The organism is Longimicrobium sp., from assembly GCF_036554565.1.
Lineage (GTDB): Bacteria > Gemmatimonadota > Gemmatimonadetes > Longimicrobiales > Longimicrobiaceae > Longimicrobium.
On the sequence record NZ_DATBNB010000691.1, the window covers coordinates 1 to 19062 of the forward strand.

Consider the following 19062-nt stretch of genomic DNA (forward strand, 5'->3'; position numbering starts at 1 on the left):
CGCCGTTCTCGTCCAGGTCCGCCGGCTCGCCGTACGCCGCGGTGATGGAGGGCCACACCTGGGTGTCGAACGTCTCGGCAATCGCCGCGTAATCCGCGGCCGTCAGCCCCCCGGACGGGTTCGTGGTGTCGGCGACGATCACGATGCGCGTGCCCACGTGCACCACGCGGCCCGTGCGGTTGTCGGGGGCGGTGCAGGGCTGGTCCGTCTCCACGTTCAGCGTCATCAGGCCGCCCACCACCGGCACACCGGGGGTAACGGCGCGCCGCGGCGCCGGACCGCGCGCCACGCCGCGGGCCATCAGCGGGCCCAGCTCCCGCCGCTCCGCCTCGCGAAGCCGGGTTTCCCACGCATCGTCGCGCCGAAGCCCGCCCGCCAGGCTCATCGGCGGGCCGGGAAGCCGCACGGGGGTGGGCGCGCCGGCCGCCGGAACGATGCCGGAGGCGGTGAGCCCCAGCGTCATCCCTCCCGCCGTGCTGGGCGAAAGGTTCATGGGTATTACGGTGTACTCCGCCCCCCCGGTGGTGCCGGGCAGGCAGATGTCCGCGCCCCCCGGCTTGTCGGCCACGTACACGCCGCCGACCGCCAGGTTGGGACAGACGGCGATTGCCGCCGTGCCGCTACGTGCGCCACTGGTGGCGGAGATGGTCACCGTGCCGGGGCTTACGCCGGTCACGACGCCCCCCGCCGTCACCGTACCGATGGCGGGGTCGGACGAGCCCCAGGTGATGGTCTGCCCCGGGATGGGCCGCCCCACCACGTCGCGCACGGTCGCCGTCAGGGGCTGCGCCGAGTCGGCCATCATCGTGTCCGCCGGCGGGCTGACGTCCACCCAGCCGTTGGGATGCGGGACCTGCGCCGCCACGTACACCGTGAAGGTGAAGGTGGCCACGGTGGGATCCACCGTGAACCGCCACGTCACCGGCTGCGACGTGGCGTTGTGCGCGAGGTTGCCGTTGTACTGGAAGTACGGCACGTCCCCGTTCAGGAAGGTCGCCGTGCCCGACGCGTTCCTCACCGACACCGCACCGGTGGCGCTGGCGGGCATCGACGCGAAGAACACCCGCACCCCGGCGGGGTCCGGCGTGGTGCCGTCCGTGGTGCCCAGCGGCTGCGGGATGAGGTTCTGCACCGTCGCGTCGAACTTGAACGTGCTGTCGATGGCGGTATACGCCGCGTTCGTGCCGGACATGAACACGAACTCACCCTGTCCGCCCACGATCAGCCCCGGCGCCTGTCCGGTGGACGGAGTGGCGGCCCGGCAGCTCACCGTCGCCGATGCCACACGGGCCGTGCAGTCCAGCGCGGCGAGCGGGGGCGCGGCCGGGGCCTCGACCGGGGGAGCGACGGGGCCCGCGTCGGCACACGCGGACAGGGCGGCGGACAGCACGAGCGCACGGGCGCCCAGGCGGAGCTTCGGAGTCATCGGCGAGGGAAAGATCGGGATTGGAGAGAGCGGCGGGGCGCCGCGGGCGTGGGTCTGCGGGGAACAAAGATGCCGGGGCGCCGGGCGCCCGTCAACGAGGCACGGTCCGCATGAAGGCGGAGCCGGGGTCTCGGTATGTCCATCCAAAAAAATCCGGCCCGCTCCAGAAGGTGGAGCGGGCCGGCAGTGCCCGGAGTCGGACTCGAACCGACAATCCCTTGCGGGAGGCAGATTTTGAGTCTGCTGCGTATACCGATTTCGCCATCCGGGCGGACGGACGAAAGCTAACGGATGGGATTCGAAGGATCAACCTCCGCCGGAGCCGGCGCGCCTTCCAGCAGCTGCAGCGCGTACACGGCGCGGCGCAGCGCGCGGATGCTGTCGCCCGAGGCGAGCCCGGCGCGCGCTCCCGACAGCAGCGCGCGGGCGTTCCGCTCGGCCGCGCCGGACGCGGCGCCCGCCTGCAGCCGGGCCTCGGCGCTCGCCAGCAGCCGCAGCCCCACGGCCATGGGCGACTGCTCGCGCGCGGCCAGCGTTCCCTCGCCCAGGTGGCGCACGGCGGCGGCGGTGTCGCCCGCGGCCAGGGCGGCGCGGGCCGCCTGCGCCCGGACGGCGACGGACGCCGCGGCGGCGGCCAGCTCCGGGTGGGCGCCCAGCTCCAGCCGGGCACGGGCGCGGTCCGTCCACGCCTCCAGCGCGGCCAGCGCCCCCAGCATCCGCCCCGCGTCGGGCGCGCGCGCCACCCCGGCGGCGGCCTCGCGCAGTGCCTGCGCCTCGAACGACAGCGCCTCGTCGGGCCGGCCGGCGGCGCGGGCCCGCTGCGCGCGAGCCCGAAGCGCATCCACCCCGGCGCGCTGCGCGGGGGACAGGTACGGGAGCCAGGTTTCCGCCCGCGGCAGGCCACGCGGCTCGGCGACGGCCACCCAGGCCTGGCCGCCCGCCACCTGCACGTACGAGGTGGGCGCGGTGGGCCCGTCGTCGCACGCGGACACCGCCAGGAGCGCGGATGCACAAAGCACCGCCAGCGGGCGGAAAACGCGAAGGGGCATCGGGTTGCGGGCAGGAACGGGTACCGCGGGAATGGGACGACAAACATAGGGCGGCGGGGCGCCAGCGGTCAAGCCGCGGCCCCTCTGTACGCTTGACACCCTTTCCGCGCGCGGGATAGGTTGACGGACGTTCGAACACGGTTTCCCGGACACCCGCAGATGAGCACGGACGAGCGCAGCGCGTACGACGAGAAGCTGGAGAGCATCCTTCGCGCGGCCGCCGCCATCTTCGCCGAGAAGGGCTACCACCAGGCCAGCATCCGCGACATCGCGCGCTCCACGGGCGTCAGCCTGTCGGGGCTGTACTACTATTTCAACAGCAAGGAAGAGCTGCTCTTCCTGATCCAGGACCACGCGTTCGGCACGCTGCTGAACAACCTGGAGCGGCTGCTGGCCGGCGAGGAGCAGCCGCACCGCCGCCTGCGCCTGCTGATGGAGAACCACCTTCGCTACTTCATCGCCAACACGGCCGAGATGAAGGTGCTCTCGCACGAGGCCGAGGCGCTGACGGGCGATTTCCGCCGCCGGGTGAACGCCAAGAAGCGGCGCCTCACCGAGATCGCGATGGAGATCCTGGGCGAGATCCGCCCGGCTGGCGACGTGGACCTGCGCGTGGCGACCTTCGCCATGTTCGGGATGATGAACTGGCTGTACAACTGGCACCGGGCAGATCGCGACGTTCCGCTGGACAAGATCGTCGACGACATGTACCGCATCTTTCTCGAGGGATTCCAGCCCGCCGGCGCCAAGGTTCCCGCGCTGGCGCGCGAGGCCGCGCCCGGCGAATCCCGTCCGTCGATCTGGCGCTCGGGCGCCGACGAGTAGCGCCGCGCCCGAACCTTTCACTTCACCACCGGAGCAACCTGATGGCAACGCTTGCCGCTGACGTGCCGACCGAAACCCAGACGCTGGTGCACTACGAGGTGCAGGACGGCGTGGCGATCTTCACCCTCGACGATCCGCCCGCCAACACCTACACGCACGAGATGATGCGCCAGATCGACGCGTGCATCCTGCGCGCGCGGTTCGACAACACGGTCGACGTGATCGTCATCACGGGCAAGGGCGAAAAGTTCTTCTGCGCCGGCGCCAACATCAACATGCTGCAGAAGGCCGATCCCACCTGGAAGTACTACTTCTGCCTGCACGCCAACGAGACGCTGCTCAAGCTGGAGCACACCCCCAAGCTGGTGATCGCGGCGCTCAACGGCCACACGGTGGGCGGCGGGCTGGAGATCGCCATGGCGGCCGACCTGCGCATCGCGCGCCGGGGCGCCGGCAAGATCGGCCTTCCCGAGGTGGCCCTGGGCGTGCTTCCCGGCACCGGCGGCACGCAGCGGCTGACCAAGCTGGTGGGCACCAGCAAGGCCATCGAGCTGATGGTACAGGGCAACAACATCGACTTCGACGAGGCCGCGGCCATGGGCATCGTCAACCGGGTGATCGACGCCGAAGGGCGCGACGCGTTCCTGGCCTCGGTGCTGGAGTACGCCCGCCAGTTCACGCGCCCCAACAAGGCCACCTTCGCCGTCGGCAACATCAAGCGCTCGTGCCAGAGCGGCGCCGAGCTGCCGCTGGAGCAGGGGCTGGCGCTGGAGCGCGAGCTGCAGGCGCTGCTCTTCAACTCGCAGGACGCCAAGGAAGGCCTGAACGCCTACGTGGAAAAGCGCACCGCGCAGTTCACGGGCAAGTAAGCCTGGCAGGGTCGTACCGGGAGGGAGCCTCGTGCTCCCTCCCGTGCTATTTTGGTAGCGCACGGTCCGCGGGGGCGAATGAATTCGCTGCAACGACCACACGAAGTCCACCTGCGTGGACTGGCTTGCCGCGGTGGGAGTTCCGCTTCCTCGCGCGTCTGGACGTACTGAATTCTCCCCCTCCCCTGCGCAGCGGGGGAAGGGGGCCGGGGGGAGGGGGCTGCCGCGGCATGCGAGGCACCCTCTCGAACCCCGATCGAAGTTCTCCCCTCTCCCGGCGCAGTTTGCCGGGGGAGGGGGCCGGGGGAGGGGCCCGCCGCGGCATGCGAGGCAGCCTTTCGAACCCTACGGAAGTTCCAGCAGGCACGCACCACATCAAACGAGCGCACATGACGGATACGGCGACGCTGGACATCCAGCCGGGACGGCTGTTCATCGGGGGCGAGTGGCAGGACGCCGCCTCGGGCAGCACCTTCGACACCATCAACCCCGCCACCGCCGAGCCGCTGACGCAGGTGGCCGAGGCGGGCGCCGAGGACGTGGACCGTGCCGTCCGCGCCGCGCGCGAAGCGTTCGAGAGCGACGCGTGGCAGAACCTGGACGCCCGCAAGCGCGGCAAGCTGCTGTACGCCATCGCCGACCGGCTGGAAGAGCGCGCCGACGAGCTGGCCGCGCTGGAGACGATGGACAACGGCAAGCCCGTGCGCGAGGCGCGGGTGATCGACATCAAGGAGTCGATCGACTGCTTCCGCTACTACGCGGGCTGGGCCGACAAGATCGCCGGCGACGTGATCCCCGTTCCCGGGCCGTACCTGAACTACACGCGCCGCGAGCCGGTGGGGGTGTGCGGGGCCATCATCCCGTGGAACTACCCGCTGCAGATGGCCGCGTGGAAGGTGGCGCCCGCCATCGCCTGCGGGAACACCGTCGTCCTGAAGCCGGCCGAGCAGACGCCGCTGACCGCGCTGGAGCTGGCGCGCGCCGCCTCGGACGCCGGGCTCCCCGCCGGTGTGCTGAACGTGATCCCCGGCTTCGGCGAGAGCGCCGGGGGGGCGCTGGTGAACCACCCCGACGTCGACAAGATCGCCTTCACGGGGTCCACCGCCATCGGCAAGCTGATCCAGCGGCAGGCCGCGGATACGCTCAAGAAGGTGTCGCTGGAGCTGGGCGGAAAGAGCCCCAACATCGTGCTCGACGACGCCGACATCGAGGCGGCGGTGCGCGGCGCCAGCATGGCCATCTTCTACAACAGCGGCCAGGCCTGCACCGCGGGCTCACGCCTGCTGGTGCACGAGAAGATCCGCGACGAATTCGTGGAAAAGCTGCTGAAGCGGGCGGCCGGCTTCGTTCCGGGCGACCCCATGAACCCCAAGACGCGCCTGGGGCCGCTGGTGTCGGAGGAGCAGATCGAGCGCGTGCTGGGGTACATCGAAAAGGGCAAGCAGGAGGGCGCGGAGCTGCTGCTGGGCGGCGACCGCGTGGAGGTGGGGGGCAAGCGCGGCTACTTCCTGAACCCCACCGTCTTCGGCAGCGTCACGCCGCGGATGACCATCGCCTGCGAGGAGATCTTCGGCCCCGTGCTGGCGGTGCAGACGTTCAGCGACATGGACGAGGCCATCCAGATCGGCAACGCGTCGGAGTACGGGCTGGCCGCCGCCGTGTGGACGAGGGACGTGAGGAAGGCGCACCACGTCGCCCACAAGCTGCGCGCGGGGACGGTGTGGATCAACACGTACCACAACCTCGACACGGCCTCGCCCTTCGGCGGCTACAAGCAGTCCGGCTACGGCCGCGAGTTGGGCCGCTACGCGCTGGACCTGTACACCCAGGTGAAGAGCGTCTGGGTGAACCTGGCGTGAAACCCAGTGCGTGAGTGCGTCAGTGCGTGAGCGCGGAGGGCCCTCTCACGCACCGGCCTCTCGTTCTCGAATGGAGCGCTTCACATGCCGATGAAACCGGTGTTCGAGAAGACGCCCACGGGATACGTCGCCTGGGTGGATGGACTGCCGGGGGCGCTCACGCAGGGTGACTCGCTGGAGGAAGCACGCGAGAACCTGGCGGATGCGGTTTTGCTCGTCCTGGAAACGCGGCGGATGATCAAGGCTATCGATGCCGGAGGGCTCTGGCCTCCAGCACGGATGCCTGATCCGCTGCCTGACCAGTTCGACCCCGCGGATGATCATGGATGGATCCGGCAGCCGTTCATCCTGCGGCTCGATCACTTCCGGGCCCTCGATGGCTGATGCACGCGGAAGGCACCGACTCACGCACTGACGCACTTCCGCACTCACGCACTTCTTCTCCATGACTGACGCATACATCATCGACGCCTGCCGCACGCCGGTGGGGCGGTTCATCGGCTCGCTCGCGAGCGTGCGGCCCGACGACCTCGCGGCGACGGTCGTCAGGGCGATCGTGGAGCGCACGGGCGTGGACCCCGCCCTCGTGGACGACGTGATCTTCGGGTGCGCCAACCAGGCCGGCGAGGACAACCGCAACGTGGGACGGATGGCGCTGCTGCTGGCCGGCCTTCCCGTCTCCGTCCCCGGGCAGACCGTCAACCGCCTCTGCGGTTCGGGGCTGGAGGCGGTGCGCAGCGCCATGCACGCCATCCGCGCGGGCGAGGGCGAGACGTTCATCGCCGGCGGTGTGGAAAGCATGACCCGCGCACCCTGGGTGATGCTCAAGCCGGCGGAGGGATTCGCCCGCGGCGTGCCCGAGATGGCCGACTCGCTGCTCGGCTGGCGTTTCGTGAACCCGAAGATGCCGGCGGAGTGGACCGTCAGCCTGGGCGAAACGGCGGAGATCGTGGCGGAGGAATACAACGTCAGCCGCGCCGACCAGGACGTGTTCGCGCTGCGCAGCCAGCAGCGAGCCGCCGCCGCCATCGCTGCCGGCCACTTCGCGAGCGAGATCGTTCCCGTCACCATCCCGCAGCGGAAGGGCGCGCCCAAGGTGGTGGACACCGACGAGCATCCGCGCGCCGACACCACGCTGGATTCGCTCACCGGGCTGAAGGCGGCGTTCCGCAAGGAAAAGGGAACGGTGACCGCCGGCAACGCCTCGGGGCTGAACGACGGCGCTTCGGCACTCCTGGTCGCCTCGGCCGAGGCGGCCCGGCGCATGGGCCGCACGCCGATGGCGCGGATCGTCGCGAGCGCCGTCGCCGGGGTGGATCCTCACCGCATGGGCATCGGCCCGGTGCCGGCCACGCGCAAGGCGCTGGCGCTGGCGGGGCTCTCCATCGGGGACATGGGGCTGGTGGAGCTGAACGAGGCGTTCGCGGCGCAGTCCGTGGCCTGCGTGCGCGAGTTGGGCATCGACCCCGAGATCGTGAACGTCTCCGGCGGCGCGGTGGCGGTCGGTCATCCCCTCGGCTCGTCGGGCGCGCGCATCCTCACCACCCTGGTGCACGAGATGGGTCGGCGCGGCGTGCGCTACGGGCTGGCGTCCATGTGCATCGGCGTGGGCCAGGGGATTTCGATGGTCGTTGAGCGGGTGGAATCGTGAGCGACACCATCCGGCTGTCCATCGGGGACGGTGTCGCCTGGATCACGCTCAACCGCCCCGACCGGCTGAACGCCTTCGCCGGGCGGATGCGCGACGACCTTCACGACGCCATCGACCGCGCGGCGACGTCGCCCGAGGTGCGGGTGATCGTCATCACCGGCGCGGGCCGCGGCTTCTGCACCGGCGCCGACGTGGAGGTGATGAGCGACCTGCTTGCGCGCGGCGACGACGAGACCTTTGAGGGACTGGTGGAGGCGGGGATGCGCGTGGTCCGGCGCCTCGCCAGCGTGGAGCAGCCGGTGATCGCGGCGGTGAACGGGCCCGCGGCGGGCGCGGGCGCGTCGCTGGCGCTGGCGTGCGACTTCCGCATCGCCTCGGAGCGCGCGACCATCGGCTTTACGTTCAATCGCATCGGCCTGCACCCGGACTGGGGGGCCACCCACTCCCTGCCCCGCCTGGTGGGCCCGGGGCGCGCGGCGGAGCTGGTGATGACGGGGCGGATGGTGGATGCGCGCGAGGCCGAGCGCATCGGCCTCTTTCAGCAGGTATTCGCCGACGACTGGTTCATGGACGAGGTGCGCAAGCTGGCGAAGGAGCTCGCCGCCAAGCCGCCGCTCGCCCTCACGCTGGCCAAGCGCACCCTGGCCGCGTCGCCCACGTCGGACCTGGACGCCATGCTCGCCGCCGAGCGCGAGCAGCAGATGCGCTGTTTCCGCAGCGCGGACGCGAAGGAAGGCATCACCGCGTTCAACGAGAAGCGGAAGCCCGTGTTCCGGGGGGAGTGATCGGGGAGTACCGTCTCCGCCGAGTGACAGTACCACTCGTGGTAGTTCCACCAGTGGGAGTTTCTCCCGGGGTAATTCCACTCGTGGCTCCACCCTCCGTGGCGATCCCCCGACCTCGCGCCCGGCGGTTGAAACCGCAGCTGGCACTTCACGAAGTCCGCCTGCGCGGACTGTGCGGAACGGCGGGCGCTCGCTCGCGTGCCGCGAGTTATTTCACCCCGATCCCATCGCCCAAGTGACTGTTCGCCTGCCGTGGCTGCTGCTTCTATCATCGCTGCTCGTCCTGTCCGCCTGCGGTAGTGACGTGACGCCCGAGGGGCTCGCGCCGGCGCCGTGGTTCACCATCGGCAAGGGGCCCGTGGGATACACGGCGCTGGATACCTCGCGCATCCAGAGTGAGGGCTCCCGCCGCATCGTTTGGGTGCGGACCGAATTCCTGGAGCCCGACTCCGCGCCCCGCCTGCCCGGCGCGGTCGTAAAGGCCCGCGAAACGCGCCACGCCCTGGACTGCGGCGTGCGGCGCGTCACGGATTTGGAAACCATCCTTCGCGACAGCGTGGGCAAGCCGCTCGCTGAATCCCCCGCCGCTGGCGTGGCGCGGGCCTTCGAGGCGCATCCGTACGGCCCCAAGATGTTCCCGACCGTCTGCAACGCGATCAGCATCACCGCACGACACCGAGAGCAGGGCCGATAAAGGATCGATGTGAAACCTCGGCAGGTCGCGAGGCTTCACAATTTCACCGCGGCGTCAGCCCGCTCCCCCTTAGAGGAATTCCGACGCCGCGTTCGGCTGCCCCTCTGCAAATCGCGACGGGCGCAGGGGATGCACGTCCATCGACGACGACGCTCCGTCCAGGATGATCTCGGACAGCAGCTGACCCAGCGCGGGCGAATGCATCACCCCGTGCCCCGACGACCCGTTCGCCAGGAACAGGTTCTCAACCCCTGGCGCCGCGCCCAGCAGCACGTGCCGGTCCGGCGACATCTCGTACAGCCCCGCCACGCACCGCTCGCGGTCGATCCTGGCGTCGCGCAGGCACGGCACCCAGCGGTGCGCGCGGGCAACCACCTGCGGCAGCCAGTCGGGATCCAGGGTGGTGTCGAACGGGTCGCTCGTGTTCGGCTGGTCCGACCAGAGCAGCAGCACCCGCCCATCGCGGACGCGCAGGTGGAACTCCGCTTCCAGGAAGGCGGTGAGCGGCATGCACTCGGGAAGCCCGTCGAACGGCTCGGTGAAGGCGACCTGGCGCCGGAGCGGCCAGACGGGAATCTCCACTCCAGCCATCACGGCGACAGCGCCCGCCCACGCGCCTGCGGCGTTCACCACCACCCCCGCGGCCACCTCGCCCCGGTTCGTGCGGACGGCGGCGATCTTTCCATCGTCCAAGCGAAATCCCTGGACCGCCGTGCCGTACTCGAAGCGCACACCCAACCGCCGCGCGGCGTCTGCGTAGCCGGCCAGCATCTGGAGCGGCCGGATGAAGCCGTCGGTCGGGCAGTGCACCCCGCCGACGAGGCCGTCCACCGAGATCGCCGGGTTCACCTCGCGCGCCTCGTCCACCGACACCCGCCGCGGCTCGGTGGCTCCCAGCGCATGCTGCATCGCCTGCGCCTCCAGCAGCGCCGCCAGCGTCTCCTCGCGCTCCGCCAGGAACAGGTAGCCGCACGGACGGTAGCCGGGGTCCGCGCCCACCTCGTCTGCAAAGCGAAGCATCTTGTCGCGCGAGAGCAGAGATAGGCGCACGTTGGGCTCCGACCCGAACTGCACGCGGAAGCCACCCGTCGCCCGCCCCGTGCTCCCCGCCCCGGCCTCCGCGCCCGCGTCCAGCACCAGCACGCGCGTGCAGCCGCGCGCCGCCAGGTGCCAGGCCACGCTGGCCCCGATCACCCCTCCGCCCACGATCACCACGTCGTAACTCTCCACCGGCTCCTCCCCGGAACGAGCGACCCAGCCGCGAGTGGATGAATTGTGAGCCCGTGCGCCGCGCGTGGAAAGAGGCGGCGGTGGCGAGCCGCCCCGCCCGCGCATACTTTGCCGCCGGATGCACATCCGCGGGCGAGCTGCCGTCCGCACCACGACCAGAGGGCGAACCCAGTGGCGGACGACCAGACGATGAGCACCGTCGCCGTGCTCGGCGCGGGAACCATGGGCAACGGCATCGCGCAGGTGTGCGCGATGGCAGGCTACGCCGTCGCGCTTTCCGACCCGCAGCCCGACGCGCTGGAGCGCGCCGTCAACACCATCCGCGGCAACCTGGAAAAGGGCGTGGACCGCGGAAAAGTGTCCATCGAAACCCGTGACCGGGCCCTTCAGGGGCTGCGGAAGGCCAGGAACGTGGCCGACGCGGTGGGCCCCGCGGACCTGGTGATCGAGGCGGCGCCGGAAAGCATGGACCTGAAGACGGCCATCTTCCGCGACCTGGACCGCCTGGCTCCCGCGCACGCCGTGCTGGCCACCAACACGTCGTCTCTCAGCGTCAGCCGCATCGCCGAAGCCACGGGGCGGCCGGGATTGGTCATCGGTCTGCACTTCTTCAACCCCGTGCACATCATGAAGCTGCTGGAGGTTGTGCGCGGGCGCGAAACGTCGCAGGAAACGCTCGACGCCTGCCTCGCCTTCGCGCGGCGGATCGGCAAGGAACCCATCGTGGTCACCGACACGCCGGGGTTCGCGTCGTCTCGCCTGGGGGTGGTGCTGGGGCTGGAGGCCATGCGGATGGTGGAGCAGGGCGTCGCCAGCCCGCAGGACATCGACAAGGCCATGGAGCTGGGCTACAACCACCCCATGGGCCCGCTGAAGCTGACGGACCTGGTGGGGCTCGACGTACGGCTGGGCATCGCCGAATACCTGCACGGCGAGCTGGGGGGCGAGCAGTACCGGGCGCCGGAGCTGCTGCGGCGGATGGTTGCGGAAGGCAAGCTGGGAAAGAAGAGCGGCCAGGGCTTCTACGACTGGACGCTGGAGGGCCGGTGAGCGCGTACGAGCTGCTGCAGATGGAACGCGACGGCGCAGTCGCGATCGTCACCATTGACCGCCCCGAAAAGCGCAACGCCCTCAGCGCGCAGGTTCGCGCGGAGCTGATCGCCGTCCTCGACGAACTGCGCGACGACGACGGGGTGCGGGTGCTGGTGATCACCGGCGCGGGCGACAACTCGTTCGTGGCCGGCGCCGACATCGGCGAGTTCGCGCAGCGCACGCCCCTGGAGCAGCGCGCGGCGATGACGGGCCGCCGCGTGTTCGACGAGGTGGCGGCGTACCCCAAGCCGGTGCTGGCCATGATCAACGGGCTGGCGCTGGGCGGCGGGTGCGAGCTGGCGCTGGCCTGCGACGTCCGATTGGCGGCGGATACGGCGAAGCTCGGCCAGCCGGAGATCAACTTGGGCATCATCCCCGGCGGCGGCGGCACGCAGCGCCTTCCGCGTGTGGTGGGCACGGGCCAAGCGATGCGCCTGATCCTGTCGGGCGAGATCATCGGCGCGGCCGAGGCGCTCCGCATCGGCCTGGTGGACGTGGTGCACCCCGCGACCGAGCTGCGCGAGCGGACGCTGGAGTTCGCCCGGGGGATGGCGGGCAAGTCTCCCGTCGCGCTGCGCATGGCCAAGTCCGCCGTCCGCGCCGCCGCCGAGATGCCGCTGAGCGCGGGGCTCCAGTACGAGACCGAGGCGTTCATCACCTGCTTCGGCAGCGACGACAAGCGCGAGGGCGTCGCGGCGTTTCTTGAGAAGCGCACGGCGGAGTTCACGGGGCGATGACAGGGCTCCAAGTCCGCGCCGCGACGGCGCTGCCCGGCTGCAACATAGGCAACGCCAAGCCCGCTGCGGAAGTGCAGATCATGGCTTTCCACAACAGGTACAATGCTCGCCAGTTCCAGGTGATGTACGACAGCGCCGACGCGAGGCTGAGGTCCTAGATTTCCCGCGACGACTTCGTGCGATCCGGTGAGGTGCTGCACCGCAAAGTGGGACGAGTCACGGCCACGGCACCCGCGGAATGGATGTGATGGCGGGTACGTCGGGGCCGGAGGTGACCTTGAAGTATCAGACCACGTTCGAGAAAGCCGAAGGGACCGAGACGTTCCAGTTCCGGGTCCGGGGCGGGAAAGCCGCCCTGGTGGGCTACAACGTCAACTCTCCGGCGCTGGTGGTCGACTGACCGGCCGCGCCTCACACCCGCTCGCACACCCAGGCACACTCATGCTCGACACGTTTACGATCGAAACGTTCCGGCCACGCCTCGGCGAGCTCTTCCACCTCGTTGTAGGCGATCAACGCCTGCCGACGAAGCTCACGGACGTGTTCCCCTGGGGCGCGGGGGGCGGCGACGAACGGGCGCGAGTGCCGTTCTCGCTGATCTTCCACACCATCCCGGAAGCCATCGTGCCCCAGGGCACGTACAGCATGGAGAACGAGCGAATGGAACCGTTCCAGCTGTTCCTGGTGCCCCTTGGCCCCGACGAACGCGGCATGCGCTACGAATCCGTGATCACCTGAGCGCCCCACCCGCGAAGCGGCACATCAAAGGCCCGGAAGGCGAATGCCTTCCGGGTCGTTTGATGTCTTGCGGATGTCAGGCGCCTGGACTCACGGCTTTCGGCAGGTGCCGTTCGCCACGGCGGTATACGTGGTCGCCAGCGTGGCGCTGCCCGAACTCCCGGGGGCGTTCTGGCCCGCGATGAACGAACCGACGTTCAGCGCGTCGTTTGCGGCCCCGCTCAGCCGCTCCAGCTGAAAGCCCGACGTTTCCCGCTGCCGCACGCGGAACTGCGTCGCCGCGCCGACGCTGCCGGACGAGTTGCCCGCGATGTCCATGCACAGGGTAGTGGTGTTGCGCGCCTCCACGCGCGTTCCGTTCACCGAGCCCACCGGAACCGACGAGTTGTCGTCGGGAGTGCCCACCGTGTTCCCGCGAAGCGTCAGGTCCAGCCGCCCCTTCTCGGCGTCGGCGTCGTTGTCCAGGCGCGACTGCACGAGAATCCCTTCGAAGTCGGTGTTCCGCGTCGTGTTGTTGGTCACCGCCAGCACGGCGTCCACGTCGCCGCGCATGTCCACGCTGATCCCGAAGGCGTTCCGCGAGCCGGAATCCGGCGTGCCGTCACCCACCTGGTTCCCCGTGATCGTACCGCGGACACGGGAACCGTTGGTGCTGGTGGTAGACGAGAGGACGGAGACGCCGCTCCCGCGCTGCCGGACCAGCGTGTTTCCGACCAGTCCAAACGCCAGGTCGCCCGAGAGGTCGGTTGCCAGGTCCACACCCACGCCGTTGTCGCGGAACGTGCTGGTGGCGATGGATATGGACTGGTCGGCCTGGTCTCCCGACGACGCCAGGAACCCCGCCAGACGGTTTCCGCCGAAGGTGCTGCCCGAGACGACAACCATGACCTGAGCGGTGCCCGAACCCAGCACCGTGAAGCCGTTCCCGCCCGTGGGCGAGGTGCTCAGGAAGCTGCTGCCCACCACCGACAGCATGGTGAGCACGCCGGCGTCGGGAGTGAGGCGTACGTTGTCGTCGAAGCTTTCGGCTACGGTGGTGTTCGTGATCGCGCTGCTCCCCACCAGCCGGCCAAACCGAAGCCCCGCCTCGCCCGCGGCGTCGCCGTTTCGGACCACCGTGCTGCCCTCGATGCGGAAGTCCGCTACGTCGTTCCCGTAGACGCCGTTGCCCGCGTTCTCCCGCACGTCCATGAACGACAGGATCACGTTGCGCGCAGATTCGAGGCGCACACCGTCGCTCGTCATCCCGCGGATGCTTCCGCCGCTTGCCGCGGCTCCGCTGCCGGTAACCTGCATGCCGTTCAACGAGCCGGTGTTGACCAGGACGATGCCGTGCGCGCCGCCCGTGGCCGAGACGCTCACGAACGACAGGCCCGCGGCGCCGATAGCGGCGTCCTGCACGTGCACGGCGGCACCACCCGTGCTGACGACGCTGTTCCCGGCACCCGTCACCGTCACGGTGCCGCCATTCGCCGCGTAAAAGCCCGCACCCGACGTGGTGGCGATCGCCAGCCCGCCGCCGCCGAACGAAACCTTCGCGCCCCCGTTGTTGGAAAGCAGCACACCCGGGTTCGCGCCGGTGGAGAGCGACTTGCTGGCGCCCGTGAAGGCGATGCTGCCGTCGACGTTGTTCTGCACGGCGATCCCCTGCCCTGTGGAGCCGATGGTGCCGCCGAAGACCAGGGCGCCGCCAGTGCGGCCGGTAACCGACACGGCAAGCGGCCCCGCGGCCGCAACGCTGCCGCCGTAGGAGAATGATCCCGCCCCCCCCATCACGTCTACCGCCGCGGCACCCGCACCGGTGATGGCTCCGCCGACGGCCGAGAACGATCCGCCCACCCCCACCAGGCGGATGCCCGAACCCGGACTGCCCGCTGACGAAAGCGACGTGAACGAGCCCGCCACGCTGCCGGCCGACAGGTCCAGCGCCGGGCCGCCCTGCGCCGTCACCGAGACGGCGGCGACAGTCAGCGTGCCGAAGCCGCTCCCCGCCATACCGGCGCCCGCGGCAGAAGCCACATCCAGGCCCTGCACCACGTTGTTGGCCGCCACCTGCACCGTCGTTCCCGACGCGCGGGTCACGGTGGGCGCGGCGCCGGCAGCGAGCAGGACCAGCGTCTGCCCGTTCAGCATCGCCGTCACGTCCGAGGCGACGCCCTGGCCGGTCAGCGATTGCCCGCTCTTCAGCGCGATGCCGCCGCCGTAGGCACCCGCGCCGGTACGCAGGAGGATCGTCTCGCCCGTGGCGGACGCGCCCTCCGCCCCCGACAGCGCGGTGAACGGCGAGGCGTCACGCCCGTCGCCCGCCCCCGCCGCCGCGTTGTCCACGTACCACACCCGGTACGCCGACACCATGGCGGCCGACGCACTCACCGACTCCTGGCCGTCAGTGACGGTGTAGGTAAAGCTGTCGGTCCCCGCGAACCCGGCGGCGCTCCGATAGGTGAAGCTGCCGTCGGCGTTCAGCACCACGCTTCCGCCGGCCGTCGTGGGATACGTTCCCGCCACCACGGACAGCGCATTCCCTTCGGCGTCCGTGTCGTTGGCCAGCACGCCGGGCGCGGCTACGGGTACCGTCACGTTGCCGATGGCCTGGAAGGTGTCGGGCGCCGCAACCGGCGGGGTGTTGGGGTTGAAGACGGTGAGCGTCGCGGACCCGGAGGCCGCACCCGAGGTGGCGGTGATCGTCGCCTGCCCCGTGGCCCGCCCCGTCGCTAGCCCGGAAGCGTCCACCGTGGCCACGGCCGTGGCCGAGCTGGACCAGGCTGCCGGCGCGCCGGGGATGGGGTTGCCGTGCAGGTCGGTCACCGTGGCGGTGAACTGCTGGGTGCCGCCCACCGCCACCGACGCCGTGGCCGGGCTCACCACCACACCGCCGGCGATCCCCGTCTCGATGCGGAACTTCACCGGCAGCGTCTGGCCGGCGATCACGGGAACGAACCGCGTCTGGTCGACGTCGTTCTTTTCCTTGCCGGTGCGGACCACGTCCACGTCGGCGTAGCCCAAGCGGAAGGTGCCCACGAACACCTGCACGCGGTAGAAGGCAGCCGGGTCCAGCGACTTGGGCGTGTTCCAGTTGGCGATGTAATGCTGCGCGGCCGCGTCCACGCGCACCGAGCCGGACCCGCTGCCGAACGAGTAGGATGCCACCATGGGGCCGCAGGCGGCTCCGGCCAGCTGGCAGATCTCGACGCGGGGCTGCAGCGCCGCATCGAAGGTGCCGGAGTAGGGAGCGGGCGGCGCCATTGGAGGCAGGAAATAGAAGCCGGGCACCGATCCGCCGTGGGCGCCGTCGGAGATTGCGCTCAGCGCCTCGTCCTGGGCGGTGGGCGCGGTCATGTCACCCGAACAGGCGGCGAGGGCGCACAGCAGCACCGCGCGGAAACCGTACTTGGATCGCAACATGGAAGCTCTATGTGGGAAAGCGGGCGAGTAGGCCAGACAACGCAGCTTCCACCGTCCTTTCGCTGGCGCGAGGGGAGCGGCAGTAGATCATGTCGTTTTCCGGCAGTCGATGGGTGGCGCCGGGCATGGGAAGGGGTCCGCGGGAACGGCTCGCCCGTGCTGCCACCTTGCCCGGCGGCAAGATAATGTGGCATGAACCGCGCCGGGCGAGGTGCCCGCCCCATGCCCACGGACAGAGCCGGCAAACCAGCGTGGCAAGGATCAGGAGCCTGCCTTGCTGGGACAAGGCTGACCCAGAAATGAGACGCTATGGGTACAACGCTGGCGGGAACAGAGACCTGGAGACGCCGATACACTACCCATCCTACCCGCGGCTGCGCCTGCGGAGGCACAGGCCCCAACGGCGCGGGGCGGTCAGCCGTTCCGGCCGAAGTCGCCGGCAGGCCAGGCGTAGGTGGCGTAGGAACGCTTGACACATGGGCTTGCGGCAGCCAAGTTGAAGGCTTGCCTGCCGCCACATCTACCGCGCGTTGCCGCCATCCCCGGCGAATCCGCTGTCAGAGAGTAGGCCCCAATCCGGTTCCTCCGGACCGGTGCACCTCCCCCCACCTCCCCCAGCCATCGCCATGATCATCCATCCTGGAGATCACGAACGCAGCGCGGAAGAAATCCGCGCCGCGAACCAGATTACGCGCCGCGAGGTGCTGCGCCGAGTCGCGTTCGGCACGGGCGCCCTTCTCGTCCCGGGGCTGCTCGCCGCGTGCGTCGACGAGAACTTCAACCCGCTGGGCACCGCCAAGGAAGACGACGAGGGCCAACGGGACGTCGGCCCCGCGAATGGCAGCGAGGCGTTCCTGTCGGAGATCAAGGTGGTTTCGTTCAACTTCCCGCCCAAGGGATGGGCGCTCTGCAACGGCCAGCTCCTGCCCATCAACCAGAACCAGGCGCTGTTCGCCTTGCTGGGCACCACCTACGGCGGGAACGGGCAGACCAATTTTGCGCTTCCCAACCTGCGGGGCCGGGTGCCCATTCACAGGGGCCACGGACATACCCTGGGCGAAGCGGCGGGAAGCACGAGCGTAACCGTCAACATCCAGCAGATGCCGCAGCATCTGCACGTGCTGCAGGCGTCGGCACTCGACGGAAACCTCCCGGTGCCGTCCGCTCCCCAGCCGAACCTCCTGGCCCGCGAAGTGGACCAGGTGTACGGACCCGCGGCCAACCTCAGCCCGCTCGCCGCCGGCACCGTGACCAGCGTCGGCGGAAGCCAGCCGCACAACAACATGATGCCCTACCTGGCGCTGAACTTCATCATCGCGCTCCAGGGCATCTTCCCGTCGCACAACTGAGGTCCGTTCTGCCGGACTCGTGGGCGGCGCCGGAACAGGCGCCGCCCGCCTGTTCCATTTCCCCACGAAGGAGGCACACATTTCCCGTGCAGCCACCCGCGCCCTGCGCGCCCTGGCGCTCGCGCTCGTCGCGCTGAGTGCCAGCGGCTGTTTTCGCGACCGGGCGGGCGACGCGCCCGAAGTCACCGCCGCCGAGCAAGCCGCGTTTGCGCCCCCGGCGGACAGCAGCCTTACCCCGGAACAGGTAGACCGCTACCTTCGCACGACGCTCGCGCAGGTCGAGCGGATCCGCGCCGAAGGGGCCGAGGCGCGCAAGCAGGCGGCCGCGCAGGCGGAGCGCGCGCGCGCCCGGCCCGCCACCGACTCCGGCCCGCGCCCCCGGTCGGCCAGGGCCCTATGGGGTGACTTCGTGGACGCGTCGTTCGTCCGAGCCGCCCGAAAGCTGGGGTATCAGCCCGCCGAGATGTGGTACGTCCGCGGCCGGATGTCGGCCGTCGGCGCGCACCTCACGGGCACGCGAATGGATGCGTCCCGGGGCCAGGCGGTCGGCCTCCTTCGCGAGCAGGCTGAAGCCATGCGTGGAACTCCGGGCGTTACGCAGGCGCAGATCGATGCCATGCTGAAGGCGGCGGAGCAGGCGGAGCGGCAGCCCGCACCGGGGGGGGCCCCGCCGCACCTGGTCCAGAACCTCGATGCTCTCCGCCGGGCGCGTCCCAACCTGAGCCCCGCCGCCTGGGTACGGGTCGCCGCCGTAGCATCCGCGACGGGACTGAGCGACCTGTCCAAGGCTTCGCAGGCCGACGCCGGACGGGCCCTGGACGGCATCGAGCAGCTCTACACGCACGCGCTGGAGAACCGCGAGCCGCCCGTGCGCTGAGCTCACCCACCCTGAAACGAAGAACGGGCGGCCCGCTGGGCCGCCCGTTCTCCGTTTTCCCGAGAGGTCAGGTGTAGACGGCCTCGAACCGCATTCCGAACGGGTCCGGCCCGATGGGCACCAGGAAGCAGTCGAACGGCTCCATCTCCGGATTTTCCACCCGGTAGATCTGCTGCTCCAGGCGCACGCCCGGCGGAGCATGAAACACCAGCGAAAACGGCATCCGGGTGCGGATCGGCGAGTCGTCGCTCGCGAGCCGCGTGATCTCGGAAAGGAGGATGGCTATGGGCTCCGATGCTTCGCCGACGACGTGGAATACCTCGCCGACGCGCGGAAGGAAACGATCGATGGTGAAGTCGTCGTACGTGCCCGGCTCAGCGCCGAGCCGGGGCACGGCAGCAACAGGTGCGGCAGTCGCCCTCTCGTTCCCTGTATCATTCCGGTCCTGCATGAGATGCTCCTGGATCTTGGTTTGC

At 70.1% G+C, this 19062-nt stretch carries 18 protein-coding genes and 1 tRNA gene; 13 read left to right on the forward strand and 6 right to left on the reverse strand.

Features of this window, described 5'->3' with window-relative positions; all coding sequences use genetic code 11:
- From VIB55_RS19180 to VIB55_RS19190, 3 genes are all read right to left on the reverse strand, one after another.
- Positions 1 to 1426: Ig-like domain-containing protein (locus tag VIB55_RS19180; RefSeq protein WP_331878279.1), on the reverse strand; the 1426-nt coding region annotated here is incomplete at its 3' end.
- A gap of 187 nt (positions 1427 to 1613) precedes the next feature.
- A tRNA-Leu gene (locus tag VIB55_RS19185) sits at positions 1614 to 1697 on the reverse strand.
- Positions 1698 to 1710: 13 nt separating this feature from the next.
- Complete coding sequence (locus VIB55_RS19190) at positions 1711 to 2475, reverse strand: hypothetical protein (RefSeq protein ID WP_331878280.1); 765 nt, start codon at positions 2473 to 2475, stop codon at positions 1711 to 1713.
- 159 nt (positions 2476 to 2634) lie between these two features.
- On the opposite strand from VIB55_RS19190, the gene VIB55_RS19195 reads away from it, so the two are divergent.
- The 7 genes from VIB55_RS19195 to VIB55_RS19225 all read left to right on the forward strand — a co-directional run bounded on the left by VIB55_RS19195 (position 2635) and on the right by VIB55_RS19225 (position 9158).
- Complete coding sequence (locus VIB55_RS19195) at positions 2635 to 3300, forward strand: TetR/AcrR family transcriptional regulator (protein WP_331878281.1); 666 nt, start codon at positions 2635 to 2637, stop codon at positions 3298 to 3300.
- Between the two features lie 41 nt (positions 3301 to 3341).
- Positions 3342 to 4169: an enoyl-CoA hydratase/isomerase family protein gene (locus VIB55_RS19200; RefSeq protein ID WP_331878282.1), complete on the forward strand. Its 828-nt coding sequence runs from the start codon at positions 3342 to 3344 to the stop codon at positions 4167 to 4169.
- 389 nt (positions 4170 to 4558) lie between these two features.
- Entirely contained in the window at positions 4559 to 6028 is a 1470-nt protein-coding gene (locus VIB55_RS19205; protein ID WP_331878283.1) for an aldehyde dehydrogenase family protein, read from the forward strand.
- A gap of 84 nt (positions 6029 to 6112) precedes the next feature.
- A complete protein-coding gene (locus VIB55_RS19210) occupies positions 6113 to 6412 on the forward strand; it encodes a type II toxin-antitoxin system HicB family antitoxin (protein ID WP_331878284.1) in 300 nt (99 codons plus the stop codon).
- Positions 6413 to 6473: 61 nt separating this feature from the next.
- On the forward strand, positions 6474 to 7679 hold the full coding sequence (locus VIB55_RS19215; RefSeq protein WP_331878285.1) for an acetyl-CoA C-acyltransferase: 1206 nt from the start codon (positions 6474 to 6476) through the stop codon (positions 7677 to 7679).
- Complete coding sequence (locus VIB55_RS19220) at positions 7676 to 8464, forward strand: enoyl-CoA hydratase/isomerase family protein (RefSeq protein ID WP_331878286.1); 789 nt, start codon at positions 7676 to 7678, stop codon at positions 8462 to 8464. The genes VIB55_RS19215 and VIB55_RS19220 overlap by 4 nt, the downstream gene beginning before the upstream one ends.
- A gap of 235 nt (positions 8465 to 8699) precedes the next feature.
- The gene (locus VIB55_RS19225) at positions 8700 to 9158 is read left to right on the forward strand and encodes a surface-adhesin E family protein (RefSeq protein ID WP_331878287.1); all 459 of its coding nucleotides are present in this window, start codon (positions 8700 to 8702) and stop codon (positions 9156 to 9158) included.
- A 69-nt stretch (positions 9159 to 9227) separates the two neighbouring features.
- Here the strand turns inward: VIB55_RS19225 and VIB55_RS19230 are convergent, their stop codons facing one another.
- Entirely contained in the window at positions 9228 to 10388 is a 1161-nt protein-coding gene (locus VIB55_RS19230; protein ID WP_331878288.1) for an FAD-dependent oxidoreductase, read from the reverse strand.
- A 171-nt stretch (positions 10389 to 10559) separates the two neighbouring features.
- Here VIB55_RS19230 and VIB55_RS19235 point away from each other — a divergent pair, with 171 nt between their 5' ends.
- The 4 genes from VIB55_RS19235 (at position 10560) to VIB55_RS19250 (ending at position 12955) form a co-directional block, all read left to right on the forward strand.
- Positions 10560 to 11438: a 3-hydroxyacyl-CoA dehydrogenase family protein gene (locus tag VIB55_RS19235; RefSeq protein ID WP_331878289.1), complete on the forward strand. Its 879-nt coding sequence runs from the start codon at positions 10560 to 10562 to the stop codon at positions 11436 to 11438.
- On the forward strand, positions 11435 to 12217 hold the full coding sequence (locus tag VIB55_RS19240; protein WP_331878290.1) for an enoyl-CoA hydratase/isomerase family protein: 783 nt from the start codon (positions 11435 to 11437) through the stop codon (positions 12215 to 12217). Before VIB55_RS19235 ends, VIB55_RS19240 begins: the two co-directional genes overlap by 4 nt.
- A gap of 277 nt (positions 12218 to 12494) precedes the next feature.
- Entirely contained in the window at positions 12495 to 12617 is a 123-nt protein-coding gene (locus tag VIB55_RS19245) for a hypothetical protein (RefSeq protein WP_331878291.1), read from the forward strand.
- A 41-nt stretch (positions 12618 to 12658) separates the two neighbouring features.
- Complete coding sequence (locus VIB55_RS19250) at positions 12659 to 12955, forward strand: DUF6916 family protein (RefSeq protein ID WP_331878292.1); 297 nt, start codon at positions 12659 to 12661, stop codon at positions 12953 to 12955.
- 90 nt (positions 12956 to 13045) lie between these two features.
- Here VIB55_RS19250 and VIB55_RS19255 read toward each other — a convergent pair whose 3' ends face one another.
- Positions 13046 to 16360, reverse strand: coding sequence for an Ig-like domain-containing protein (locus VIB55_RS19255; protein ID WP_331878293.1), 3315 nt, complete (start codon positions 16358 to 16360; stop codon positions 13046 to 13048).
- Positions 16361 to 17214: 854 nt separating this feature from the next.
- Between VIB55_RS19255 and VIB55_RS19260 the strand changes: the two genes are divergently transcribed.
- Positions 17215 to 17709 carry a phage tail protein gene (locus VIB55_RS19260; protein ID WP_414681988.1) on the forward strand — a complete coding sequence of 165 codons (495 nt, stop codon included), beginning with the start codon at positions 17215 to 17217 and terminating at the stop codon, positions 17707 to 17709.
- Positions 17710 to 17728: 19 nt separating this feature from the next.
- A complete protein-coding gene (locus VIB55_RS19265; RefSeq protein ID WP_331878295.1) occupies positions 17729 to 18586 on the forward strand; it encodes a hypothetical protein in 858 nt (285 codons plus the stop codon).
- 67 nt (positions 18587 to 18653) lie between these two features.
- Here VIB55_RS19265 and VIB55_RS19270 read toward each other — a convergent pair whose 3' ends face one another.
- Positions 18654 to 18980 carry a DUF6916 family protein gene (locus VIB55_RS19270; protein WP_331878296.1) on the reverse strand — a complete coding sequence of 109 codons (327 nt, stop codon included), beginning with the start codon at positions 18978 to 18980 and terminating at the stop codon, positions 18654 to 18656.
- Positions 18981 to 19062: the final 82 nt, after the last annotated feature.